Here is a 21977-nt window from a genome sequence, read left to right on the forward strand (position 1 = left end):
TGCTTCGCGGCCCTGTCCATGGTGGGCCTTGCCGGGATCCGGTCACGGGCGTAGGAAGAACACCACCGTCCGCTGTCGAAGGAGACACGCGTGCCCACCCCCAGACGGCTCCGTCTCGCCGTGTCCGCGTTGGTGACCGCATCGGCCGTGCTGCTCGGTTCCGGCGCCGCCGCGGCGCCGTCCGCGCCTCCCGCACCGGCCGGGCAGCGGTCCTGCGACCCGATCGACCCGGCGGCCTGCCTGCTGCCGTTCCCCAACGACTACTTCACCGTCCCGGACCGCAGCACCCCGACCGGCAAGCGGGTCCGGTTCGCGGCCTCCGCGATGCCCGCCAACGTGCTCGGCGTGCCGATCGACCCGGCGGAGTGGAACCGGCAGGACGGGTTCAGCCCCGGATCGCCGATCCTGGCGCGCGTACCCGGCCTCGACGCCGAGCGGACGCGGATCGCGCCGGTCACCGACGTGGGCCGCTCGCTGGCGCCGGACGCGCCGATCGTGCTGCTCGACGCCCGCACCGGCAGGCGCACGCCCTACTGGGCGGAACTGGACGCGCACGCCGCCGGCAACCCGGACCGGCAGGCGCTGATCATCCGGCCGGCGGTCGCGCTGACCGAGGGCACGAGGTACGTCGTCGGCCTGCGCGGCATGCGCGACGGCGACGGCGCGCTGATCCCGGCGCCGAAGGCGTTCCGCGCGTACGTGTCCGGCGCCGGCCTGGACCGGCGTGACCCGCGCGCGCCGCAGATGAGGCGGATCCTCGCCGACCTGAGCCGGGCCGGTGTCAAGCGGCACAGCCTGTACCTGGCCTGGGACTTCACGGTGGCCAGCCGGCAGGGCCTCACCGGGCGGATGCTCGCGGTCCGGGACGGCGCGTTCGCCGCGCTCGGCCGCCGCGCGCCCTCGTTCACAGTCAACCAGGTCACCGACTACACGCCGGAGCAGGATCCGCTGATCGCCCGGCAGGTGACCGGCACCGTCGCCGTACCGTCCTACCTGACCGGTGACGGCGGACCGGGCTCCCGGCTGCACTACGGGCCGCCCGGCGGCGACGGCAGCCCGCCGGCGCCGGACGCGCTGCCCACACCGTCCGGCACGACGGTGGCGGCCGACTTCGTCTGCAACATCCCGCGCAGCGCGTCCGCCGCGAAGCCGGCCCACCTCTCGCTCTACGGCCACGGCCTGCTCGGCCGGCCGACCGAGGTCAACGCCGGCAACGTCAAGACCATGTCGCAGACGTACGACTTCACCTTCTGCGCCACGAGCTGGATCGGCATGGCCGCCGCCGACGTCCCGTACGTGGCGGGCGCCTTCACCGACCTCAGCGCCTTCCCCGCGGTGGCCGACCGGCTCCAGCAGAGCTTCCTGAACTTCCTGTTCCTGGGCCGGACGATGATCCACCGCAGCGGGTTCGCCGCCCACCCGGCGTTCCGCGACGCCGCCGGGCGGCCGCTGATCGACGTGGCCGGCGGGCTGCACTACGACGGCAACAGCCAGGGCGGCATCAACGGCGGCGCGCTCACCGCCGTCGCCCAGGACTGGACCCGCTCGGTGCTCGGCGTGCCCGCGATGAACTACTCGACGCTGCTGCAACGCAGCGTCGACTTCGCCCCGTTCCAGTCCGTGATGGACGGCTACTACCCGGACCGGATCGACCAGCAGCTCATCTTCGGTCTGCTCCAGATGCTGTGGGACCGGTCCGAGGCCAACGGGTACGCCCAGCACATGACCGACCGGCCGCTGCCGCGTACCCCGGCGCACCGGGTGCTGATGCACGTGGCCTTCGCCGACCAGCAGGTCTCGACCGCCGCGGCGGAGGTCCAGGCGCGCACCATCGGCGCCCGACTGCACACCCCGGCGCTGGCCGACGGCTGGTCACCGGACGTGCGGCCGTTCTGGGGCATCGCGCCGATCCGCAGGTACCCGTACGCCGGCTCGGCCATGGTGGTCTGGAACAGCGGCGCCGCGTACGCGCCGCCGCCGACCAACCTGGCCCCCGCCGGACCGGAGTACGGCGAGGACTCGCACGAGTTCCCGCGCGCCCAGCCCGGCGCGCAGCGGCAGAAGGCGGTGTTCCTGCTCACCGGCAAGGTGATCGACGTCTGCGCGGGCGGACCCTGCCCGTGAGCTGCGTCCGGCCGGTCTGAACACGCCTACCCACAGGCCGACCTCCCGCGGCAGCCGGCACACCAATGTCCTAGGACGCTCTGGCGGGTGTGCCGGCCGTCGCGGTGCGGCGCAGCGCCGTGCCCACTCAGAGCAGCACCTCGACCGGCGCCGGATGGCCGAGGAAGTGCACCGGGCTGGCGGTCGGCCCGTACGCCCCGGACTGGTGCACCACCACCAGGTCGCCGACCTCGCACCGGGGCAGCTCCACCCGCCGGCCGAGCGTGTCCAGCGGCGTGCAGAGCGGTCCGACCACTGTGACCGTCTCCCGCTCGTCGGCCGGCTTCGCGGTCACGGCGGACACCGGGTAGTTGCGGCGTACCACCTGGCCGAAGTTGCCGGACGCGGCGAGGTGGTGGTGCATGCCGCCGTCGACCACCAGGAACGTCTCGCCGCGCGAGTGCTTGCGCTCGACCACCCGGCTGACGAAGACGCCCGCCTCGCCGACCAGGTACCGCCCCAGCTCCAGCACGACAGCGGTGTCCGGGTGGCGGCGGCGCCACCGCTCCACCTCCACGGCCAGGTGCCGGCCGTACGCGGCCAGGTCCAGCGCCTCGTCACGGGGGAAGTACGGGATGCCGAGCCCGCCGCCGATGTTGACGTGCGCGAGGTCCAGCCGGTGCTCGCGTACCAGCCGGTCGGCCAGCTCGAACGTCTGGCTGACCCCCGTGGTCAGCGCGTCCAGGCGCAGGTTCTGCGACCCGGCGAAGATGTGCAGCCCGCACAGTCCGCGCCGGCCCGGCCCGCGCAGCACCTCGCCGACCGCCTCGGCGTCGATGCCGAACTGGGTCGCGCCGCCGCCCATCGTCATCCCGGAACCGGAGAGCTGGAAGTCCGGGTTGACCCGCAGCGCGAACCGGACGGACCGCCCGACCGCCGTCTCGATCCGGCGCAGCCGGGCCAGCTCGTCGCCGGACTCGACGTTGACCACCACGCCGGCGGCGATCGCGGCGGCCAGCTCCGGGTCGCGCTTGCCCGGCCCGGCGAAACTGATCTGCTCCCGGTCGACGGCGGTGCCGAGCGCGGTCAGCAGCTCACCGTGGCTGGCCACGTCGAGTCCGTCGACGAGCGGCGCGAGGCGCTGCACCAGGGCCGGCATCGGGTTGGCCTTGATCGCGTAGTGCAGCAGCACACCGTCGGGCAGGGCCGCCCGCAGCTCGGCGACCCGGTGGCGGACGGCGGCGAAGTCGTACAGGTAGAAGGGCGTGCGGCCGGCGATGTCGGCGGCGAGGTTCAGGTCCATCAGGGCTCCACGCGGTAGAGGGTGAGGTCACGCAGCAGGTCCATGTCGTGGCCGAAGGCGACCCGGTCGGCGCCGTAGACCATGAACACGGCGGAGGGCGGCTCGACGATGTGCGCGCTGGCGCGCGCGACGGTCTCGCCGACCGACACGTGCACCTGCACGGTGTGCTCGCTGCGCAGCGCGGGCAGGTCGACGGCGCTGACCCGGCCGGCGTGACGAGGGGTGATCACCCAGGCCCCCAGCTCGCCGGTCGGCCGGGCCCGCACGTCGTACGGCTCGCCGGCCCGCAGCAGGTAGTGCGCGAGGTCGATGTCGACGCCGTGGGTGCGCAGGTAGACGGCGCGCATCTCGCCGCCGGGCGGCCGGGCCGCGACCTCCAGGAAGACCAGCTCGCCGTCGGGCGTGCCGAACACCTCCATGTGTACGCCGCCGTCCGGTGGCCGCAGCGCGGCGAGCGCCCGGTGGCCGAACCCGGACACCCGCACGGCCGTCGGGTCGTCGGCGGGCAGCGTCCACACGCCGAGCGACCGTCCGGCGGCGAACTCCATGCAGGGGTTGAGGTTGGCGCACACGTTGCTCCACACCACCCGGCCGTCCTGCACCAGCGCGTCGAAGTTGTAGAGCGTGCCGGAGACGAACTCGTCCACCTCGTAGCTGTTGCGGTCCTTCGGCGAGGACGCCCAGCTCGCCCAGGCGCGCAACGCCGCCGGCCCGTCCAGCCGCCGCACGTCCATGCTGGCGTACCTGTCGACCGGCTTGACCACCATCGGGAAGCCGATCTCCGCGGCGATCCGCTCGCAGTAGCCGCGCGGGTCGGCGGCGTGCCGGTCGCGGTCGAAGCGCAGGTGCCGCGGCAGCCGCAGCCCGCTGCCGGCGAGCGCGGCCTTGCTGGCCATCTTGTCCACGAACGGCAGCAGGCGCGCGGCCGGCCAGCCGGCCGTGCCGAGGTGCTCGGCGAGTCGCGCGCAGATCAGCTCGCAGGACTCGTCGTTGGTGAGGAACCGGAGTTGCTCCGGCCGGGGGCGGGGCAGCTCCCGGTCCAGCAACGCCACCAGGTCGGTCGTCTCCATGTCGTCGGGCACGACGATCCGGGCGTACGCGGCGCGCTGCTCGTCGGTGAGCCGGCGCGCGTAGTGCGGGCTGGAGACCAGCCAGAGTTCCGCGTCCGCGAGCCGGCCCAGGTCGGCCAGGCCGGATCGGATCACGTTGTCGTTGATGAGGATGACGTACAGCTTCTTCACGCGACTCTCCTCGCGGGTCAGTGTTCGAGCAGGACGGCGCCGAACGTGCCGCCGACCCCGACGGACGCCATCAGGGCCAGGTCACCCGGGCGCAGCCGGGGCCGGACGGTGTCCAGGTTCAGGAAGATGTCGGCGCCGAAGCAGTGGCCGTACCGGGGCACGTTGTCGAGCACGATCCGATCGGCCGGTACGCCGATCACGCCGGCCGCCGCCCGCCACACGTTGACGTTGACGTTGTGCGGCAACAGGACTGTCAGCTCGTCGGGACGGCGTCCGGCCCGCCGCAGCGTCCGGTCGACCACGTCGCCGAGATGCTCCTGGAAGCGGCGTTCGTACTCCTGGCGGCTCGGCGCGCCGGGCTCGGTGTAGATGCCGCCGGCGTACTGGCCGTGCGTGGCGACCGCGTGGGCGAGCACCCGGTCGCGGGGCCCGTTTCGGCGCAGCAGCACCGCGCACGCCACGTCCCCGGCGATGCCGGTGTCCAGCACCCGCAGATCCGGGCTGTCGGCGGTCTCGCCGATCAGCAGGACGCCGACGGCGTCGCCGGGCCGCCCCGCGAGCAGCCGGTCCATCAGGTCCAGCGCGCTGATGCTGGAGACGCACTTGTTGGACTGGGTGCCGAAGCACAGCGTGTCGCCGCCGAGCTGCCGGGCGACCAGCCGGGGCAGGCCGGCGCCCACCGGTCCGATGTACGGGCCGGTGTGCGCGTGCACCACCACCGCCACGCGGTCCGGTGTCACGCGCGCCTCGTCGAGCAGCCGCCGGACGGCGTCCAGCAGCATCGGGAACTCCTGCCCGGCGGCGGCCACCGGGATCCGGTCGTAGCCGTAGAGCCGGCCGTACACCCGGGCGCGGGCCGAGGTGAGGCCGAGCAGCGCGTGGTCGTCGGTGACCGACAGCCGTCGTTCCGGTTCCACGCGTACCACCGCGTCAATCGCGATCATCGGGTGTCCTCCGGGCGGGCGGCGCGGCGACGACGCGGCGGCCGTTGACCGGGCTGCACGACAGCACCCGGGCCGGCACCCGGACCAGGCGGGTGGCCCGGTAGCGGCGCAGCAGCTCGCGCCACTGCTCCGGATCGCGGTCGTCGAGCGCGGCGAGCCGGCCGAGCTTGCGGTACTGGAGGAACCCGCGCGGGCGGGACTGCGGGCGGGCCCGGCGGATGTAGCCCCAGGCGTCCCACATCAGCGGTTCCCAGCCGGCGAGGGCGGCCAGGTCGTACAGGAACAGGTTGCGGGCCTGCCAGCGGCCGGCGTCGGCGTTCAGCATCAGGCCGCTGAGGCGCAGCGCCGCACGCTCGCCCTCCTGGGCCCGGCGCCAGGCGCGGGCGCCGGTGAGGAACACCGACTCCGGAACGTCGTCCCGGTAGTGGTCGGGCAGTTGGAAGGTGTCCCGGGCGGTCCGGTACATCCGGCCGTCGGCGTACCGCCACCGGCCCTCGCCGGCCGACCAGTACTCGACCACCACGTGGTCGTGCATCGGCCGGTAGGGCACGTACAGGTGGTGGGCGGTGCCGTACCGCAGCCGGGCCGGCACCCCCTGCTCCCGCAGCACGGCGCAGAGCAGCAGGCTCGCGTCCCGGCAGACGCCCAGCCAGCGGCGGTGCAGCGGCCGGGCCCGGGTCAGCGGCGCCGGGTCGAGGGCGAGCACCCGGTCGAGCATCCGCCGGGTGGTGCGCAGGTCGACCTCGGCGAGCCGGTCCGGTCCGGGCTTCCAGCCGGCCGCGGGCGGGTCCAGCTCGTAGTGGGCGAAGAGGCCGCCGATGACCTCCACGAGGGCCGGCACGTCGGCCGGCAGCCGGCGCAGCGCCTCGGCGTGCGGTCCGGGTTCGGTCATCGGGGTGTGCCGGCGGTAGGTGGCGAGCATCCGGTCCAGCCCGGCGGCCGGTGTCCGCACGGCGGCGGTCACGCTTCCTCCTCGAGCCGGCGCCGCAGCTGCGGGTAGTCCACCTTGAGGCTGCGGTTCTGCGGCAGCGGGCCGACGTGGATCCGGCTCGGCCACAGGTGTTCGGGCAGTTCCCGGCTGATCCGGCGGCGCATCTCGGGCACCGGCGTCGCGGTGTCCGCGACGAACGCGACGAGCCCCTGGACGAGGCCGCCCGGCGCCACCGGCCAGCCGACCACCGCCACGGCCTCGGTGCCGAGCACCTGCCGCAGCAGGGTCTCCACCTCGAGCCGTTCCACCCGGTGCCCGCGGACCTGCATCTGGTCGTCGCGGCGGCCCTTGAACACCAGCCCCCAGCGCGGGTCGTGGGCGACCAGGTCGCCGGTGCGGTACCAGCGTCCGGGCGCGTCCGGCAGCTCGACGAACCGGGCCGCGGTCTGCTCCGGGTCGCCGTGGTAGCCCGGGACGAGCTGGCTGCCACGCAGCAGCAACTCGCCGGTCTGCCCGGCGGCCACCCCGGCCAGGTCGGCGCCGACGACGCGGACCTCCTGCCGGGGGTACGGCCATCCGATCGGCACGACGTCCGGCAGGTCCTGGTCCGGCCGCCAGCCGAAGGAGGTCACCGCGATCGTGCACTCGGTCGGCCCGTACACGTTGAACAGCTCCCCGTCCGGGTTGGCGGCGTGCCACGCCTGCGCGAGCCGCCGGGGCAGCGGTTCCCCGCAGAACAGCGTCCGGCGCAGGCTGGGCAGCGCGCCGGGCCGGAGCAGGCCGAGGTCGAGCAGGCTGACCCCGGTGGTGGGCACGGACAGCCAGAACGTCAGCGCGTGCTCCCGTACCAGCGCGGGGAGCTTGTAGACGGCCTGGTCGGGCAGCGCGTACACGGCCGCGCCGACGGTCCACGGCAGCGCGATGTCGTGCACCGACAGGTCGAACGTGAAGTTGTTGACCTGGGCGAACCGGTCCTCGCAGGTCGGGCCGAACAGCTCGATCGCGCCGTCCAGGTACGCGGTGAGGTTGTCCAGTGTGACCAGGACGGCCTTGGGCACCCCGGTGCTGCCGGAGGTGAACATCAGGTACGCGCCGCCCTGCGGCCGCCGGGGCTCGCCCTCCCACCGCGGCCCGGGGCCGTGGTCGAGCACCGGCGCCGGCGGCGCCATCATCGTCCGCAGCCGGTCGTCCTGGTCCGGGTCGCCGCTGTCCAGGACCGCGACCACCTGTCCGTCGAGCCGTTTGAGCACCTTCTCGCAGTAGGCGGGCGGCGACGTGGGGCACATCGGCACGAACGCCTTGCCGGCCAGCAGGCTCGCCAGGATCGCCACGTACCGGGTCAGGTTCCGGCCGCAGTACACCAGGCAGAACGGCTCGTCCCGCTCGTCGAGCCGGCCGGCCAGGGTGTCGGCGCGGGCGAACAGCTCCCGGTACGTGTACGCGCGGTCGTCGACCCAGAGCGCCGTACGCTCCGGGTGCCGCCGGGCGGCGGCCAGCAGCCGGTCGCGCAGCTCGGCGCGGTATCCGATGGTCATGTGTGACTCCCGTATTCCAGCACCACGGCGGCGAAGACCGCGCCGAGCCCGACCGTGGCGAGCATCAGCCGGTCACCGGGCCGCAGCAGGCCCGCGCGGTCGGCGGCGGCGAGGTTGAGGAAGATGTCGGCGCCGAAGCAGTGCGCCGTGTGCGGCACCTGGTCCAGGTAGACCGACTCGAACGGAATGCCGGCGCGCGCCGCGACCTGCTTCCAGGAGAACGTGTTGACGTTGTGCGGCAGCACCATGCGGATGTCCGGCCAGGTCAGCCCGGCGTCGTCGAGCGCGCGGCGCATCACGTCGGCGAGCCGCGCCGGGTACTCGGCCTCGAACTCCGCGTTGGCCGCCTCGTCCTGCCACTGGCAGGCGGCGTGCCGGCCGTACGTGTCGATCCGGGCGGCCAGGACGCGGTGACCGGCGTCGCGGCGGCTGAACAGGCAGGCGACCCCGGCGTCGCCGGTGACCGAGCTGTTCGGGATCACCTGCATGATCGGGGTGAACGCGACGTCGGCTGTCACCACGATCGCCACGTCGGTGGCCGAACCCCGGGCCAGCAGCCGGTCGACCACCCGCATGGCGGACACCGTCGACGCGCAGTTGTTGGTGGTCATGCCGAACGACTGCGCCCGGTCCAGCCCCAGCCGGCGGCAGATCCGGGCCAGGCCGGCGCGGCCCACCACGTCCTGGTGGGTGCCGGTGTGGGCGTGCACCAGCCAGCGGACCCGGCCGGAGTCCACACCCGACTCCTTGAGCAGGTTCGCCACCGTCTCCTCGACCAGGGCGGTGGTGTCGCCGGACCACACCGGTACCCGGTCGAGGCCGTAGATCCGGTGGAACACCGCCAGCTCGGCGCGCGGCATGTCGTACCGGCCGGCGAGGGCGAAGAGGCTGGGCCGGTCGTCCGGCACGACGGCCTGCACGGCGGTCAGGTTCAGCACGGCGCACCGGCCGGTGCCAGGGCCGCAGTGGGCACCGGGTACCGGCGCAGCAGCTCGGGCTTGTCCACCTTGCCGTTGCTGTTGCGCGGCAGCGTGGCGAGCACCTCGTACCGGGTGGGCCGCTGCCAGGTCTCCAGGCCGGACCGGCAGGCCGCACGCAGCGCGGACGCGTCGACGGCGGCCGGGTCGGCGGCGACGAAGGCGGCGATGTCGTGGTCGCCGTCGTCGAGGGCGGTGCAGACCACGCTCGCCTCGGCGACGCCCGGCACGGACCGCAGGACCTCCTCGACGTCGCGGGGGATCAGTTTGCGTCCCCGGACCTTGATCACCTCGTCGATCCGGCCCTTGAAGAAGAAGTGACCGTCCTCGTCGAGGTAGCCGTAGTCGCCGGTGTAGAGGCAGCGGCCGCCGCGTACCGGGTGCTCGCGGATCTTGCGGGCGGTCTCGTCCGGCAGTCCCCAGTAGCCCTGCATCACCGTGCCGCCGCGTACCACGAGCTGCCCCACCTGGTACGGCGGGCAGGGCCGGTCCTGCTCGTCGACCACCAGGATCTGGGTGTTCGGGATGGCCTGCCCGACGCTGCCCGGCTTGGCGTCGAGCAGCTCCGGCGGAAGGTAGGTGCAGCGCTTGCACTCGGTGACGCCGTACATCGAGTAGATGTCCGCGCCGGGGAACAACCGGCGGATCGCGGCGATGTGCCGGGGCAGCAGCGCGGCGCCGGTGTTGGTCAGGCAGCGGACGCTGCTCACGTCCGGCATGCCGAAGCGGCTGAACTGCTCGACCAGCTCGAACAGCACCGGCACGCCGGGCACGACTGTGCAGCGGTAGCGGGCGATGTCCTTGACGACCTGCAACGGCAGGCTCATGTCCCGCTCCAGGACCAGCGTCGCGCCCTGCGAGAACGCCATGATCATCTGGTAGAGCCCGTAGTCGAAGGCGAGCGGCAGGGCGCAGAGGAACACGTCCTCCGGGCCGTTGCGCAGGTACTCGTTGAGCGAGTCCAGCGCGGTCAGCATGTTCGCGTGGCTGAGCATCACGCCCTTGGCGTCGCCGGTGGAGCCGGACGTGTAGACCAGCGCGGCCAGATCCTCGCTGATCACGTCGACGGGTGCCGGCGTACCGGCGAAGAGGGTGTCCTCGGCGCCGACCGGCAGCACCGCGCGGACCGACGCCGGCAGGCCCAGGCCGGTCAGGGAGCGCGCCATCGGCTCCAGCGCGAGCAGGACGGTGGCGGCGCAGTCGGCCAGCACGTGGCGTACCCGCTCGGGCCGCTGCTCGTGGCCGACCACCACGGCCACCCCGCCGGCGGCCAGCGCCGCCCAGAAGGCGGTCACCGTCTCGACCCGGTTCCCGGCGCAGATCACCACCCGGTCGCCGGGGCGCACACCGTCGGCCTGGAGGCGGCCGGCCAGGCCGGCCACGCGTGCCGCCAGGTCGCGGTAGGTCAGCCGGTGCGGTCCCGCGATCAGGGCGAGCTTGTCGGGATGACTGTCCACTGTGGCGGTGAGGACGTCGTACAGGGTTCGGTGCATCGTGTTTCCTTCACCTCGTGGGAATGGCGCTGACCCGCCCACCGAGGCGGCGGGCGCGGAGCAGCTCGTGGACGACGAAGCCGACGGCCGGCAGGTGGGCCACGGCCAGCGCGAGGTAGACGTGGGACACCGGATGCCCGGCGCGGGCCAGCCCGGCGGCCAGGGCGAGCTGGACGACTGTGAGCGTGGCGTTCACGACCAGCGCCCGGACCCCGTTCCCGGTCTCCTCCAGGAAGATCGACAGGGTGAGCAGCGGACCGGCGACCAGATAGGCCGGCGCCAGGTAGCCGAGGTAGTCGGCGGCGGCCCGGGCCACCGCCGGATCGCCGGTGAGCAGCCCGGTCCCGGGCCCGCGGAGCAGCCAGACCAGGGCGGCCACGACCGCGAACACCGCCGCCGACAGCCCGACCGCGGCGACGACCGACGGTCCGACCCGCCCGCCGCGGCGCTGCGCGGCGAGCCGGTTGACGGTGATGCCGGCGCCCACACCGAGTGCGATGGCCGGCAGCAGCACGAGGTTCTGCACCCGGTACGCCACGCCGTACCCGGCCACTGTCAGCGGGGAGTAGCCGGCGAGGATCCGGGTCAGCACCAGCCCGCTGCCGAACAGCAGCAGGTAGCCCAGGCTCACCGGCACGCTGATCCGGCAGACCTCCCGCCAGGACCGGCGGACCGGTGCGCGCAGCCCGATCCGGGCCCAGGGCCGCACCCCGCAGCGGGCCAGGCGGCGGGACGCCCAGACCGCTGTGGCGGTCGCGGTGGTGGCGGTGGCCGCCGGCAGGGCGAACACGCCGAGCCAGCCGACGAGCGCGGCGGTGAGCACCACCCCGGAGCCGAGGCTCACCAGCGTGCCGACGGTCACCGCGCGTACCTGCCGCAGCCCGTACAGGCTCGACATCAGCGCCACGCTCACCGCCAGCACCGCGCCGGTGAGCGTGTTGAGCTGGACGAACGCGTACACCAGGGTGCGCGAACCGGCGGGCACCGCGTACAGGTCGAGGAAGAGCGGGTGCGCCACCAGGAACAGCAGCGCCACGCCGAGGTTGACCGCCACGCCGAGCACGAGCACGGTCCGCTGTCGCCGCGCGTACGTGTCGAGGTCGCCGCTGCCCGACGCCTGGGCGGCGAACGCCACCGACGCGACACGCAGGCTCTCGTTCACCGAGTTCTGCAACAGGATCATCGGCAGCACCAGCGCCAGCGGGTACAGGTAGGCCGGGTCGTGCCGGCCGATCACGGCGGTGTTCAGCAGCGGCGCCACCAGGCTCGCCAGCGACGCGAGCAGCACCGGCAGCGCGATCGCCAGCACCGGCCCGAGCACCGGCGGCGCGGCGCTGTCCCCGGCCGGGCGCGACTGGTCGACGGCTGTCATACCGGCACCTCCCGGCGCAGATAGCCGGCGTGCACGTTGGCGAGCTGGATGGGCGTGGTGCCCTCCATGAACTCGTACGCGACCACGTCGGTCAGGGACCGGGCGAGCCACGGGTGGTCGACGAGCGCCGCCACCGGCAGCTCCCGGGCGAGGACCGCGGCCACCTCCTCGGCCGCCGCAGTGGCCCGCTGCTTCGCCAGCGACACCAGCGCGCCGCGCAGCGGCTCCTCGTCGACCTCGCGGGCGGCGGCGGCGTTCAGCTCGCGCGACCGCTCCAGCATCTGGTCGAACCGGTCCAGCTCCGGGCGGGCGGCGCCGACGTGGTCCCGGACGTAGTCGACGAGGGCCTGGGCGTGGCCCAGCGCCATCGCCGCCACCCCGGGCCGGAAGCGGTGGAACGTCTTGAGCATGCCCATCATGCCGCGCTCGGTGGCCTTCAGGTGGCTGCCGAGCACCGCCTCCGGCGGCACCCGCAGTCCGTCGACGCGCAGCTCGGACAGTTGCGCGCCGGGCAGGGCGAACATCGGGAGCACGCGTCGTCGTACCGCGGCGGACTCGATCAGCTCCGGCGTCATCAGCACCGCCACCAGGTCCAGCGGGCCGTCGCCGGTGCGCGCGAGGACGGTGCCGACGGGCGCCACCGCCCCGTTGCCGAACAGCAGCTTCTCGCCGGTCAGCCGGCCGTCGCGCAGCGTGGTGTCCAGGTGGGCGGCGTCGGAGCCGCGTCCGGGCTCGGTGACCGCGAAGAACGTGCGGCACCGGGTGGTGGACACCAGCTCCCGGAACCAGGCCCGCTGCCGCGGTGTGCCCAGCGCGTCCAGCAGCACACCGGACAGCGACGGGCCCGGAGTGGTGAGCAGGAAACTCGCGCTGCCGTAGCTGAGCGCCTCGAACATCGCGGCCCGCCGGCGGGTGTCCGCCGCGAACTCGGCCTCGATCTTCTGCGCGACCGCCGGATGGTCGAGGTGCCGCAGCACCAGGTCGGGATCGTCCGGCACGGCCGGCGAGTTCTCGCGGTACCAGGTGGCCGCGGCCAGCCACTCCGGCCCGTAGCGGGCGGCGAAACGGTCGGGATTCAGTCGGAACACGGGGCACCGTCCAGGTAGATCCGGTTGGCGTAGAGCAGGGCGGTGCGCATCTGCGCCATCTGCCCGGCGAGGACGGACCGGCCGCCGGCCATCCGGATCAGGTCGCGGGCCAGCCCGTCGACCTCCCGGACCCACCAGGCCCGGCCCGCCGGTTCGGCGAGCGCGGCGGCCGCGTCGGTCTGGCGCAGGGCGGCGGCCCGGGCCACCAGCCCGGCCATCTGGTGGGCCACCACCGGGTGGGCACTGAGCCGCTGACCGGCCGAACGCCGGCCGGCGAGGAACCGCCGGCACCAGCGGACCGCCTCGCCGAGCGCGTCCCGCTCGGCGTCGGCGAGGGCCTGCCGGAACAGCCGCAGGGCCGGTGCGTCGGCCGGTCCGCCGGCCGCCCGGTACCGCAGCACCACCAGGCCCGCGCGGGTCAGCAGCTCATGGGGTACGACGGTGAGCCGTTCCGCCCCGAGGACGGCGCCCGTGGTGAGGTCGAACGCCTCCACCGGCGCCGCGTCGCGGTCGGCGAGCACCAGCCCGGCGTACCCGGCGGCCTGGCCGGATCCGGCCGGCAACGCGCCGGTCTCGCGGGCCCGGGCAGCGGCGGCGCCGACTGTGAACCGGACGGCGACCGGGTCGGTGGCCGGCCCGGCGGGCCGGGTGGGCAGTCGCAGCACGTTCGTCACGGCGTCACCGCCCGGGTCAGCACCACGGCGGCGGACAGGCTCTCCACGTCCTCCTCGACGTAGGCGACGTAACCGCCGGCCGGGGTGGTGGACTCGGCGCCGAGCCAGCGGAACAGCCCGGTGCAGGTGCGCTCCGGCGGCAGGAACTCGACCCGGCACGGCCAGGAGTCCGGCCCGTACGCGTAGGCCCACCGCCGGTAGAGGAACGTGGCCCGGTTGACCCGCACGGTCAGCTCCGCCGGGTCCACGTCGTACTCCGCGCACCAGCGCGCGACCAGGCGGGACAGGTCCCCGTCGTCGCCCAGCACCGCCGGCTCGCCGAGCGCCGTGACGGTCAGGATCTCCGTTCCGGCCGGGCGGCGGCCGATCCGCACCGCCCCGGCGGTGGACCGGCTCGGGCCGGGGAAGTGGGCGCCCACCGGGGCCGGGACTGTGGTCTGCTCGACGCTGAGCAGCAGGCCGTCGCGGTCCGCCGGACCGGCCCGCAGGAAGTCGCAGAGCACCAGCAACGCGAGCGCCGGGGAGATGCTGCCCTGGTCGACCAGGTCGAACGAGGTGCAGTCGAGGCGGTGCCGGTGGTGCAGGTACGGGCCGAACGCGGACACGTCCGGGTCGAACTCCGGCGTCCAGAAGCTGGTGACGAGCACACCGAGGTCGCGGAAGAGACCGGGTCCGGTGCGGTCGGCCAGCGCGTCGGCCAGGTCGACGAAGGTGTACTGGTCGCCCCGGGTGAGTGTGGCCTCGTCGAGGACCACGCCGGCCATCCGGTGCAGGTCCGCCTGGTACTCGACGAAGCGCGGCCGGGGTGGGTGCCGGTCGTCGCGGGTGGGCAGCACCGCGTGGTGCGCCGCCTGTACGTAGAGGCCGGTCATCGGTCAGGCGATCTTCGCGGTGCTCAGCTGCGTCCGGACGTACTCGTAGATGCTGCCGATGGTCTGGAAGTGCTCGGCCTCCAGCGTCGTCGCGTCCACGAAGAACCCGTCGACCGCGTCCTCCAGCGCCATGAGGAACGTCAACGACGTCATCGAGTCGATCCCGAGGTCCTCGCGGAGCTGGGTGTCGAGATCCATCTCGAGGACGGCGTCGTCGTGCGTCACGTCGGCGAGCACGCGCTTGACGGTGTCGATGAGCTCGGATTCCTGGATGGGCACGGAAATGCTCCTTCGTTCGGTTCGGAGGCGGCCGGAACCGGCCCGCGAGCGGGCTGGGAATCGCCCGGGTGGGCGCACGGTTGTCCGCCGGCGATGGTGATCGGTGCGGAAAGGATTTCGGGGATCGCGATAAGCCGCCGGAAAGTGTCCTCCGGTTGCGGTCGGCGGAAGGAACTTTGCCGAACCGCGATCGGGGGTGTCAATGCTTTTCCGACTCGGCGGGTGACGGCAGTACGACTGAGCGTGTCAGTCGGAAATGCGGCACTGCGGCGATTCGTGCGGACGCGGCCGGCTCGCCTTTCCGGTGTTCCCGGCCGACCCGGTCCGGATCGGCGATGTCGGACCTGGCCGTCCGTACCCGGATCCGCGCTATCTGTCCACCCTGCCGGGTCGGACCGGGCCGGAGGTGCCGCTCACCCGGGCCGGACGGGTGGTCGCGGGATGTCTCCGCCCGGCCGGCGCGTGCTCGTGGCGATTACTCCATGAGGGCGTGTGGCGCTACCCGGTAGCCGACAGTCGTTTCCCGCAGTGATGCCGTGTGACGCAACTCGCCAACCGTCCTTCCGGCGGCTGTCCGGCGGCTGTCACTCCGCTTGCGGATGAGTTCTCGGCGAATCGCCGGCATCGAAAGGATGATTCGGAGTGGTCTCTTCGGTCCGGCTGTCGGAAACCGAATTGACCGCCTTCCGATCACGCGTCATCACGCGTTTACGAGAATGTGTCGCGGTGGGAATTCCACAACGGCGCGGCACCCGAGGCGGCCGCCTCTCGCCTGCGTCCGCCGAAGCGGGTCGCGGTGATGCCGCGCCCGGACCCTCCGGCGGCCCTTCGTGCATCGGAGATCCGCGATGCTAGCCTGCCCGTCTGGTAAGGACAGTCTTCTCGACCGGGCTCAAGAGTGGATCGATGACGGATGGTTCGGACGCCCGGCGTTCGCGGCACCACGCAACGTCCGGGACCACACCCGTGACCGGCGCCGGCAGCCGAGGTGGTCGCGGATGACCCGGACCGCACCGGCAGCCGCCCGGGCCGCGCTCGCCGCCGTCGTCGCGTCGGCGGTGCTCGCGCTGACGCCGCTCGCGCCGGCCGCCCGCGCCGAGGGCGACCACGTCAAGTACTACACGGTCGAGGCGGCCCACCAGGGCGAGCCGGAGAACCTCACCGAGATCGCGGAGCGGTTCCTGGGCGACGGCGCGCGGGCGGCCGAGCTGTTCGCGCTCAACGCCGGGCGGATCCAGCCGGACGGCACCACCCTCACCGACGGTTCCCGGCTCCGGGCCGGCTGGGTGCTGGTGCTGCCGTGGGACGCGTACGGCAGCGAGGTCCGCCGGGGCGTCCCGCCGGCCGCGAAGCCGGCGCCCGGCGCGTCCACGCCGGCCGGACGGCAGCCCGCCGCCGACGGCGACGCGGCCGTCCGCCCGCCGAAGGGGTGCCGCACCGCCGCGACGTCGCGCGCCCGGTCACAGTGGGCGGGTCCGCGCGTCGCCGCCGACCAGGCGTGGCCGCACAGCCGGGGCCGGGACCAGCTCGTGGCCGTCGTCGACTCCGGCGTCGCCGGCGGCCTGCCCCCGCTCGCCGGCCGGGTGACGACGGGTGTCGACCGGGCGACCGGCGGCGCTCGCGGTGACACCGACTGTCTCGGCACCGGTACGGCGATGGCCGCGCTGATCGTGGCGCAGCCGGTGAAGGGGTCGGCGGTGGCCGGCATCGCGCCGGACGCGGCGGTCATGCCGGTCCGGGTAGCCGGCCGGACACCCGGCGCCTCGACCGCGGCGAGCGTGGCGGGCATCCGGGCGGCGGTCGGCTCCGGCGCCTCCGTCGTCGCGCTCGGGCCGCAGGTGGACCTCGGCCAGGCCGAGGTGGTGTCCGCCGTCAACGAGGCGGTCGACGACGGCGTGGTGGTCGTGGTGGGCGCCGCCGCTGAGTCGGCGCCACCGGACCCGGACGTGCCACTGAACGACGCGGTGCTGCGCGTCGGCGGGATCGGGCCGGACGGGGGTACGGCCGACAGCTACCGGTCCGGCGGCGTGGACGTGGTCGCACCCGGCGTCGACGTGATCAGCCTCGGCATCACCGGCGCGCGACCGGTGAACGGCGCCGGCACCCACCTCGCCGTCGCGTACGTGGCGGGGCAGGCGGCGCTGATCCGGTCGGCGTACCCGGATCTCGACCCGGCGCAGGTCCGCAACCGGGTGCTGAAGACCGCGAAGACCACCGGCGGCGTCGCGCCGGAGATCGACCTGACCGCCTCCGTCACCGCCGTGCTGCCCGAGGAGGCGCCCCGGGCACAGGCGGCCGCGCAGGCGTCCGGCTCCACCGGGATCGGCCGCCGGGCGGCGTTGCTGGCGCTCGCCGGGCCGGCGGCGCTCGCCGCCCTCCTGCTGGGCCTGCGCGCCCGCAGGTCGGCGCGGACAGGTGCCGGGCGGCCGGAGGCGGCACCCGCCGGGACCGGGACGGCAGCCCCGTCCGTCCCCACCGTCACGGCGGACGCCGCCGCGACGCGGACCGATCCGGCCGTCGCCGCCCCGCCCCCGACCGATCCGGCCGTCGCCGCCCCGGACGTGACGGCGGCGGTCGCGGAGCTGAGCCGCGACCCCGCGCTGCGGCACCTGGCCGCCGACGAGGCGGGCATGGCGTACCTGGCGGAGACCCGGCCGGAGGCGCGCGAGAAGGCGCTCATCGGCCTGGTGCCGGGCATGGACGACGAGACGGTGGCAGCGCTGCCGGCGATGGTGACGGCGCTGCCCGGCACCGACGAGCAGGAGCAGTCGCTCACCGGCGTCCTGGTCGACGTCCGGCGTCACCTGCGCGGCGACCCGCTCGCGCTGGACCGGGCGCTGGTGCGCGCCGGGAAGGTCCGGTGGCAGTCCCAGCACGAACTGGCCGAACACGTCACGTCGTACGCGCAGCAGCATCCGGAACTGGACCGGCTCGCCACCGCCATCGCCGAGACCCGCTGGTCGAGCGGCGCCGGGGAGCCGGCGCGGGGCAGCTGATCAGAGCAGCACGAGTTCCTGGGCCAGCATGTCGGTCCAGGTGCGCCGGGTGAAGTTGCAGCCGGTGTGCGCCACGAACTGCTCCAGGGTGCGTACCGGCCCGATGCCGAGCCGGTCGACCGGCGGGGTGTGCAGCATGTAGAGCACCCGGCGACGGCTCAGTTCCTCGTAGCGGGACCAGTCCTGCTCGACGTGGTCGCTCCAGTGCCGCGGCCGGTCCTGCCGGATGTAGTAGTGCCAGGTCAGCACCTCGGTGGGGTGGAACAGGTCGTAGCCCCACGTGTAGGCGCGCAGGGCCAGGGTGATCTCCTCGCCGTGGAAGTAGATGCCCGGGTCGTAGGGCACCTCGGTGACGAACGAACCGGGCGCGAAGAGGAACCCGGCGGCCAGGAACAGCGCCGGCTTGGGAGGTACGCCGGGCGCGGCCCCCTCGATCAGGCGCTGACCGAAGACCGGTACGCCGAACGTCGTCCAGTCGCTGACGACGATCTCGGCGGGCGCGCCCGCGCCGGTGAACTCCTGATCGGGCTCGTAGCTCGCCGGGTACGCGGTCAGGACCGGCTTCGCCGCACCCGTCTCCCGCGCCATCCGGATCATCCGCACGTCCCAGCCCGGCGCGAACCGGGTGTGGCTGTCCACCTGCAACAGCCAGTCCTCGCCGCGGTATTGCTGGAACGTCTTGTCCCGGGCCCAGCAGGCGCCGCGGCTGTCCCGGGCGTCGTACTCCTGCACGTCCACCTGCGGCAGGTCCCGGATGGCGGAGATGTCCTCGTCGCCGAGGTGCTGCCAGCACACCCCGATGCGGACGTCCTCCGGGTGCGCCGCCTTGGCCAGGCAGTCCAGCACCGTCGGCACCAGTTCCCGGTCCCGGTACGACGCGACCGCCACGAAGATCGTCACGCGTCCGCCTCCGCGTCCGCCTCCGCGTCCGCCTCCGCCGGGACGAGGGCGTACGACTGGAACAGCAGCGCCAGCGCGCGGTGCTCGTCGGCGGGGTCGGTGACCGGGAGCCGGTCACCACGTGACCGGATGTGGGCCAGGAGGTCCGGCTCCGGCGCCAGCCCGTACGCCTGGAGGTAGTAGGCGACGGACTCGGGCCAGAGCCAGCGCCCGTCGGTGCGGTAGGTCATCGGCACGACCCGGCCGCGTCCGGGCTCCACCACGTCGGGCCCGCGCGCGGTGGTGGCGAGCACCGGCGTGCCCGCGTCCAGGTACGCCGCCGCCCGTTCGAGGTCGGTGCCGGACAGCCGCTCCCGGTCCGGCGCGAAGCGAGCACCGTCGTCGTCCACCTCGTCGAAGACGCGGGCGATCCGCAGCGGTTCGGTGTCCCGGCCGGCCCAGAGCAGCGCGCCGGACCGGCGGGCCGCGGCCGCGTACGGCGGGAGCTTGTCGCCGGGGCGGTACACCTCGACCAGCGGCGCCGAGATCCCGGCCCCGGCGAGTGCCCGCATCACTGTCGCCGCCGTCACCGCCTGCGGCCCGTTCGTCTCCAGCACGTAGACCGGCGCGGGCGGGATCACCGAGGCCGCCCACTCCGGAGCGATCCGCCATCCGCGCCACAGCGCCACCGCGCCGGGCTGCTGCCGGGCCGCGGCGACCGCGACCCGGTCGGTGTCGTCCATCAGGCCGTCGCGGCCGGTGAGGTCGGCCAGTGGCGGCACCCGGCCACCGAAGACACGCGGATTCGGTACGGCCGACGCGAACGTGAACGGCAGGTCGACCGGTCCGGGCGGCTCCGGGAGAGACACCGTGCCGGTGTCGGCGAGCCGCAGCCGCGCCTCGGCGAGCATCGCGTCCGGCACCCGGCCACCGAGGTGCAGCAGCGCGATGTGCAGCTCGTCCTGGTCCGTCATTCCCGGCCTCCTCGCGTCCTCGTCGGCGGGCGTCGGCGCATTCGACCACGGCGGCCGACGGGAGCGCCGCGCAGCGCCGGGGCTCGTGCCCGAAGGACACCGCGACCCGAGGCGTTCGTGCACCCGGTCAGAGCGCCCTCGCGCGTACCAGGGCGGCGAACGCCCGGTGGACGGCGACCGCGTCGGCGGGCGCGGGCGGGTCGGCCCGGCACCGCCGCAGGTACCGCAGCAGACCCTCGTCGGCCAGCGCGCCCTCGTCGAGCAGCCGGTCGGCCACGTCGGCCGGCCAGACCCAGGTGCCGTCGGTGCGCAGGTGCGCGGTCAGGGCGGGCGCCGACCGCAGGTGGGTGACGAACGCCGCGATCTCGTCGTCGTCGACCGGGAGCCGGGCGTCCCCGTCGGCGGCCAGGTGCACCTCGCCGGGCGGCTGAGGAGCCCAGATCAGCGCGGACCGGGACCGGGCCGCCCACTGGTACGCGGGCAGCGGCAGGTCGGGCCGGTACACCTCGACCGGCGCGGCGTGCCCGGCGTCGGCGAGGGCCTGCTGCCCCCGGTCGGCGATCGCGGGCAGTTCGTCGTCGGGCGCCGTCGCCTCGACCAGGTAGACCCGCACGGCGTCGACGGTGCCGTCCGGCCCTCGGGTGATCCGCCAGCAGCGCCACACCCCGGCGGTGCGCGCCGGGTCCAGCACGTCGAGCAGGGCCCGGTCGAGGTCGTCCACGGTGCCACCGGCTGTCTCGTCCACCACCGGCGGCGCGGCCGTCGCGTACAGCGGCAGGTCGGCCGGCGGGAACGGGACGAACAGGGCCGTCGGTTCGGCGTCCACGTTCTCGTCCGCAGCCGGTTCGGGCAGCAGCGGCGTCTCCGGGGGCAGCAGCGCGGTGAGCACCGCGATCTCCGCCGCTGACTGCGGGAACGCGCCGAGCAGCCGTGCGGCGCAGGCGCCGTGGTCGCCGTGGGCGAGCAGGCCACGCAGGCCGGCGAGGTCGCCGTCCGGGATCCGGCCCGCGGCACGCAGGCAGAGCAGGTGCAGCAGACCGGTGCTCATCGCGTCGCCGCCGTCTCGTGCAGGAAGGCGGCGGCCAGCCGGGCGGGCGCCGGGCCGCCCGGGTTGACGAGCACGTCACCGTCACCTGCCACCCCGGCCAGTTCCGCCAGGTCCAGCAGCCGCCACCCGGGCGCCGGCACCGGCTCCCGGTGGGGTTCGCCGGTGGCGACCACCACGCACCGCTCGTCGCCGGGGGCGCTGACGACGAGCGGCCGCCCGTCGCCGTTCACGGCCAGGTGCAGGGGGGACGCGCGCAGCACCGACCGCAGGTGAGCCGGCTGCGCCGCACCGGCCGCGACCAGGCGCAGCAGCGCGTCGACCGGGTCGGTGGGGGAGTCCGGGAAGTGCGGGCGGTAGTCCGGGTTGCGCCGGAACTCGCCCACCTCGCCGTCAGCGCCGACCTGCCACACCCCGACGACCGCCTCGAACGGCGGTTCGTCGTCCTCGCCTGCCGGCCACTGCGGGTCGAGCAGGAACAGGAACTCGTCGTCGCTCATCCGTCCGTGTCCTCGTCGGCGAACCGGAGGGCGTGCCAGACGATCGCGGCGGCCAGCCGTACCGGCTCGGGGCGGTTCGGGTCGACCAGGACGTCGATGCCGTCCGGAAGCAGCTCGGCCAGCTCGGCCGCCTCGACCCGGCGCCACCCGGGCGCGAAGGTGCGGGCGCGCTCGTCGGCCGAGGTGGCCACGATCACGCACGGCAGGTCGTCGAAGGAGCGGACGACGAGGGGACGGCCGTCGCCGTTCGTCGCGAGGTCGAGCGGGGAGGCGCGCAGCGCGGACTGGACCTGCTCGATCGCGGCGTCGCCGCGCATCATCCGGTGCAGCAGCACGTCGAGCGGCTCGGCGCTGTGGGTCATGGTTCCTCCAGGTGGCGGCGGCCCGCCGCGACGGTACGGTCACGGCGGGCCGTCCGTCCGGCTCAGGCGAACGGGTCCGGTGCGGCCGGGACCGGCACCGGAGGCAGTCCCTCCCGCGCGGCGTACTCGTTGAGCCAGCGCTCCAGCGGCGGACCGGACGGCGCCACCCACGGCTCGGCGCCGTTCTTCGGCACGACCAGCGGGCCCACCGCGAGCGTGTCCATGATGTCGCCGGTCTCGGTGGCCCGGACCGTGTTGAACGGGTACACCCAGCACCACTCGTACTCGGCCGGTGCGTCCGGGGCGAGCAGCGTCAGCGGCTGCTCCGGGTTCTCCAGCCGGCGCAGCGCGGTCTGCGCCCGGGTGCGGGCGTCGTCGGCGTTCATCGGGTAGTCCTTCTCTGTCGTGG

Annotated in this window: 20 protein-coding genes; 2 read left to right on the plus strand and 18 right to left on the minus strand. The window is 74.4% G+C overall.

Annotation, left to right across the window (positions count from 1 at the left end; all coding sequences use genetic code 11):
* The first annotated feature begins 90 nt into the window (after positions 1–90).
* Positions 91–2124 (plus strand): hypothetical protein, encoded by a 2034-nt coding sequence (locus BFV98_RS00905; RefSeq protein ID WP_071094426.1) that lies wholly within the window; start codon positions 91–93, stop codon positions 2122–2124.
* Between the two features lie 127 nt (positions 2125–2251).
* Here BFV98_RS00905 and BFV98_RS00910 read toward each other — a convergent pair whose 3' ends face one another.
* From BFV98_RS00910 to BFV98_RS00965, 12 genes are read right to left on the minus strand one after another with little or no spacing between them, the layout of a single operon-like run.
* Positions 2252–3406: a pyridoxal-dependent decarboxylase, exosortase A system-associated gene (locus BFV98_RS00910; RefSeq protein WP_013287011.1), complete on the minus strand. Its 1155-nt coding sequence runs from the start codon at positions 3404–3406 to the stop codon at positions 2252–2254.
* Positions 3406–4647, minus strand: a complete 1242-nt coding sequence (locus tag BFV98_RS00915; protein ID WP_013287010.1) for an acetyl-CoA carboxylase biotin carboxylase subunit family protein — start codon at positions 4645–4647, stop codon at positions 3406–3408. The genes BFV98_RS00910 and BFV98_RS00915 overlap by 1 nt, the downstream gene beginning before the upstream one ends.
* 17 nt (positions 4648–4664) lie before the next feature.
* Complete coding sequence (locus BFV98_RS00920; protein WP_013287009.1) at positions 4665–5591, minus strand: 3-oxoacyl-[acyl-carrier-protein] synthase III C-terminal domain-containing protein; 927 nt, start codon at positions 5589–5591, stop codon at positions 4665–4667.
* Positions 5578–6555, minus strand: a complete 978-nt coding sequence (locus BFV98_RS00925) for a transglutaminase domain-containing protein (protein ID WP_071094428.1) — start codon at positions 6553–6555, stop codon at positions 5578–5580. The genes BFV98_RS00920 and BFV98_RS00925 overlap by 14 nt, the downstream gene beginning before the upstream one ends.
* On the minus strand, positions 6552–8057 hold the full coding sequence (locus BFV98_RS00930; RefSeq protein WP_071094430.1) for an AMP-binding protein: 1506 nt from the start codon (positions 8055–8057) through the stop codon (positions 6552–6554). The genes BFV98_RS00925 and BFV98_RS00930 overlap by 4 nt, the downstream gene beginning before the upstream one ends.
* Positions 8054–8995, minus strand: coding sequence for a ketoacyl-ACP synthase III family protein (locus BFV98_RS00935; protein ID WP_071094432.1), 942 nt, complete (start codon positions 8993–8995; stop codon positions 8054–8056). Before BFV98_RS00935 ends, BFV98_RS00930 begins: the two co-directional genes overlap by 4 nt.
* Complete coding sequence (locus tag BFV98_RS00940; RefSeq protein WP_013287005.1) at positions 8989–10527, minus strand: class I adenylate-forming enzyme family protein; 1539 nt, start codon at positions 10525–10527, stop codon at positions 8989–8991. Before BFV98_RS00940 ends, BFV98_RS00935 begins: the two co-directional genes overlap by 7 nt.
* A gap of 10 nt (positions 10528–10537) precedes the next feature.
* Entirely contained in the window at positions 10538–11899 is a 1362-nt protein-coding gene (locus BFV98_RS00945) for an MATE family efflux transporter (RefSeq protein WP_071094433.1), read from the minus strand.
* Complete coding sequence (locus BFV98_RS00950) at positions 11896–12987, minus strand: acyl-CoA dehydrogenase family protein (RefSeq protein ID WP_071094435.1); 1092 nt, start codon at positions 12985–12987, stop codon at positions 11896–11898. The genes BFV98_RS00945 and BFV98_RS00950 overlap by 4 nt, the downstream gene beginning before the upstream one ends.
* Positions 12975–13661, minus strand: a complete 687-nt coding sequence (locus BFV98_RS00955) for a hypothetical protein (protein WP_071094438.1) — start codon at positions 13659–13661, stop codon at positions 12975–12977. Before BFV98_RS00955 ends, BFV98_RS00950 begins: the two co-directional genes overlap by 13 nt.
* On the minus strand, positions 13658–14533 hold the full coding sequence (locus BFV98_RS00960; RefSeq protein WP_071094440.1) for a hypothetical protein: 876 nt from the start codon (positions 14531–14533) through the stop codon (positions 13658–13660). Before BFV98_RS00960 ends, BFV98_RS00955 begins: the two co-directional genes overlap by 4 nt.
* A gap of 3 nt (positions 14534–14536) precedes the next feature.
* Positions 14537–14812, minus strand: coding sequence for an acyl carrier protein (locus tag BFV98_RS00965; RefSeq protein WP_013287000.1), 276 nt, complete (start codon positions 14810–14812; stop codon positions 14537–14539).
* A gap of 998 nt (positions 14813–15810) precedes the next feature.
* Between BFV98_RS00965 and BFV98_RS00970 the strand changes: the two genes are divergently transcribed.
* Positions 15811–17808 (plus strand): S8 family serine peptidase, encoded by a 1998-nt coding sequence (locus BFV98_RS00970; RefSeq protein WP_071094442.1) that lies wholly within the window; start codon positions 15811–15813, stop codon positions 17806–17808.
* Here the strand turns inward: BFV98_RS00970 and BFV98_RS00975 are convergent, their stop codons facing one another.
* The 6 genes from BFV98_RS00975 to BFV98_RS01000 all read right to left on the minus strand — a co-directional run bounded on the left by BFV98_RS00975 (position 17809) and on the right by BFV98_RS01000 (position 21954).
* Positions 17809–18708, minus strand: coding sequence for a GlcNAc-transferase family protein (locus tag BFV98_RS00975; RefSeq protein WP_071094444.1), 900 nt, complete (start codon positions 18706–18708; stop codon positions 17809–17811).
* On the minus strand, positions 18705–19661 hold the full coding sequence (locus tag BFV98_RS00980) for a hypothetical protein (protein ID WP_071094446.1): 957 nt from the start codon (positions 19659–19661) through the stop codon (positions 18705–18707). The genes BFV98_RS00975 and BFV98_RS00980 overlap by 4 nt, the downstream gene beginning before the upstream one ends.
* 127 nt (positions 19662–19788) lie before the next feature.
* A complete protein-coding gene (locus tag BFV98_RS00985; RefSeq protein ID WP_071094448.1) occupies positions 19789–20709 on the minus strand; it encodes a hypothetical protein in 921 nt (306 codons plus the stop codon).
* A complete protein-coding gene (locus tag BFV98_RS00990) occupies positions 20706–21206 on the minus strand; it encodes a type VII secretion system-associated protein (protein ID WP_047890713.1) in 501 nt (166 codons plus the stop codon). Before BFV98_RS00990 ends, BFV98_RS00985 begins: the two co-directional genes overlap by 4 nt.
* Positions 21203–21568, minus strand: coding sequence for a hypothetical protein (locus tag BFV98_RS00995; RefSeq protein WP_071094450.1), 366 nt, complete (start codon positions 21566–21568; stop codon positions 21203–21205). The genes BFV98_RS00990 and BFV98_RS00995 overlap by 4 nt, the downstream gene beginning before the upstream one ends.
* A gap of 62 nt (positions 21569–21630) precedes the next feature.
* Positions 21631–21954, minus strand: a complete 324-nt coding sequence (locus BFV98_RS01000) for a YrhB family protein (protein WP_013286993.1) — start codon at positions 21952–21954, stop codon at positions 21631–21633.
* Between the last annotated feature and the right edge of the window lie 23 nt (positions 21955–21977).

Source organism: Micromonospora sp. WMMB235 (assembly GCF_001855515.1).
GTDB lineage: Bacteria > Actinomycetota > Actinomycetes > Mycobacteriales > Micromonosporaceae > Micromonospora > Micromonospora aurantiaca.